This window comes from Micromonospora sp. M51, assembly GCF_018070305.1.
Taxonomy (GTDB): domain Bacteria; phylum Actinomycetota; class Actinomycetes; order Mycobacteriales; family Micromonosporaceae; genus Micromonospora; species Micromonospora parva.
Genome location: NZ_JAGPXZ010000735.1, coordinates 1 through 2,990 on the forward strand (window position 1 = coordinate 1; position 2,990 = coordinate 2,990).

The following is a 2,990-nucleotide window of genomic DNA, read 5'->3' on the forward strand; positions in this document are numbered from 1 at the left end:
CGTACGCCGTCGTGGCGGTCGCCACCGACACCCGGGGCGACGGTGGCACCGGACCGTGGCACGCGGTGCCGGTCTTCTCCGCCTGGATCAGCGAGCCGGAGGAGCTGCCCGAGGCTGACGCCGCCGACCGGTGACCCCGGAGCGGCGAGCCGTGGCCCGAGTCCTCGTCACTGCTCGCCGAGGAGATCGGCGATCGGCAACCGTCGGATCAGGATCGCCGGCACGAGCGCGGTGAGCACGGTGAGCAACAGCGCCGCCCCCGTGACGGCCAGCGCCACCAGCGCCAGCCGTCCGTCCACCCGGCCGACCTGCAGGGCGACCGAGCCGAGACGGGCGGCTACCCCGAGGACGCAGCCGAGCGCGCCGACGCCGAGCGCCTCGTAGACCACGAGGCGGTTGAGCGTGAGGTCGGGCCAGCCCACGGCCTGGAGCGTGGCGAACTCCGCCGAGCGTTCCCGCACGTTGAGGTACTGCACGTCGGCCACGCCGAGCACCCCGAACAGCAGCACCCCGCCGACCGCCACCAGATCCACGTCGCGCACCTGCACGGAGACCGCCTCACCGAGCAGCGAACCCACCATGCCGTCGTTGAACGCCCAGAGCGCCGCCAGGATCAGCGTCACCGCGCCGACACCCGCCGCCAGGCTCGTCGCGCCGGCGATCGTACGCGCGGGTGCCCGTCGGAGATTGGCCACCGCGAGCCCGGCGAGGCTTCCCGCCGCGGCTCGTCGGGCCGGTGTCACGCTCGGGTGTAGCGCCTCCGCCGACCGGGTCCGGGCGGCCCGCAGTGCGGGCAGGGCACTGGCCGCCGCGGTCAGCAGCACCGCGAGCGGCACGCACAGCAGTGTCACCGCACCGGAGACCTGCACCCCGGCAAACCGACCGAGCAGCACCGACAGGCCGGCGCCGAGCACGCCCGCCGTCAGCCCGAGCGCCGTGGTCTCGGCGAGGATCAGCATGCTCAGCCGCCAGCCCGGCCAACCGATGCAGGCCAGGACGGCCAGTTCGCGTCTGCGGACCCGAACCGCCGTGGAGACCGCGTTGCCGACGAGCAGAACGCAGACCACCAGCAGCAGCCCCAGCAGCAGGATGTTCTTCCGATCGACGGCGGTGACGATCTCGGTCGCCACACCCTTGCGGGTACGCGCCTCCGCCAGGTTCAGGTCGGGGCGACCGAACTCGCCAGCGGGTAGCAGCACCGGACTGCGTACCGTCGATCCGCCCAGGACCACCTCGACGGTGAGGCCGGTCTGCCGTACGACCTCGTCCGCCACCATCCGGACCCGCTCCCGGGCCACCGCGTCGAACCGGTCGATCCCGGCGACCCGGATCCGCACGGAACTCAGCGGGGCGGCGGCCAACGCCGGCGCGACGCTCGCGTACAGCTCGCCGGCAGCGGTCAGGCTGGTCACCAGGCTGGGCGGGTGGCGCGGGTAACCGAGCGGGTCGTCTGTGGCAAGCAGTGGACGGTCGCCGAGCAGATCACGCGAGCGCGCGTCGGCACCCACCGGCGGGGTCGGACGGTAGAGGTCGAGTGCCTGCTGCGCGGCGCCGGCGGCGGATTCGAGCGCGTCGGGCGTGAAACTGCCCACCGGGGCGACCGACCACCCCGACCGGTCGACCAGGCTCACCGGATCCCCGGTGGCGACACCGCCGGTAGCGAGCCACGAGTCCCGCCACGCGTCGTCGATCGTCGGGTCGGCCGCGTCGGGCCCGTCGGATCGGGGCAGCAGCTGGTCGCTCCCGTCCGGCTGCGGCGCGTAGGTCGGCGGTCCAGGCCGGAGCAGGGTCATCATGGCGGAGAGTGGAGCGCGCTCGGCCACTGCGGCATCGAGCCGGGCGCGGTAGAGCCGCGCCAGGTCGTGCCGGGCCGCCTGCGACGGCCCCTTTGCCGAGGCGTTCAGCAGCGGCCAGAGCGCCTGCGTCGCGGTGCCGGGCACCTGGTCGGCGACCCGGCCGGTCAGCCGGGACACGGAGATGTCCATCCGCTCGTCCACGGCGAGGGTGTCGGCGGCGAGCACCGGCAGCGTCCGGCCGGCCGGGCCGCTCGGCGGCAGGGCGGAAGTCCCCGCGACGCGGCCCGCCGAGGCGACGGCGTCGACCCCGGTCAGGTAGCGGCCCTGACGCACCGCCTGATCGAGGCCGACCAGGCGCGCCTCAGCCGCCGGATCGATCGCGGCGATCACCGCCGGTGCCACCGACGGCAGCTGGATCTCCAGCCGGGCGGTCGCCGGCACCACTGACGCCGGCCGGCCGGAGGTGAACACGGAGGCACGCCGGAAGGTGCCGTCGGGGAGCAACTGGTACGCCTCGATGGTGCTGACCTGGGTGCGCCGGGCGTCCGGGTCGAAGCTGCCCGCCGCGATGTCGCACACCTGCCGACGCCGGCCGTCCGGCTGCACCTCCAGCGGGCCGCCGCCACCGGTGCCGGGGCACTCGGCGGCGGACGTGGGCTGGCGAACCCGGGTGCCGTCGGCGTAGATGAACGCCTGACTGATCAGGTCGGCCCGCGGCACCAGCGGCCGCCGGGACACGGAGATGTAGGCCGGCGCGGCCGTCACCGTGCTCAGTCCGCGGTCCCCGCTGATCCGGCGGGCGATCTCGATGACCTGCCGCTCGGCCGCCCGGTCGACCTGCTCTGTCACGTCCACCCGCAGGTCGGGTTGGATGTCGGCGATTCCGAGGACCGCCAGCGGTGCGGCCACCTCGACGCCGGGGACCTGTTCGATCTGCCGCCACTGCTCCAGCGCGATGCCGCCGTAGGCCGCGGTGGGTCGGTCCTGATGCAGCAGGCCGGTGACCGGTGCCGCAGGGTGCACCAGAATGTCGTACGACGGCCGGAACTGCCCGTCGACGGAACCGCTCGCGACCAGCCGGGAGGTGCTCGCGGCACCGGTCAGCACCGTGAAACCGGAGGTCGCCCTCAGGACAGCGGCGACCCTCGCCCGCGATCGGCCGGGAGTGTTCCGCAGCTGCGACCGGACCCTTCG

Annotated in this window: 1 protein-coding gene; it reads right to left on the minus strand. The window is 74.4% G+C overall.

Going from position 1 to position 2,990, the window contains the following annotated elements:
• Window positions 1-167: 167 nt before the first annotated feature.
• A complete protein-coding gene (locus tag KBX53_RS27870; protein ID WP_210862508.1) occupies window positions 168-2,903 on the minus strand; it encodes an ABC transporter permease in 2,736 nt (911 codons plus the stop codon).
• Window positions 2,904-2,990: the final 87 nt, after the last annotated feature.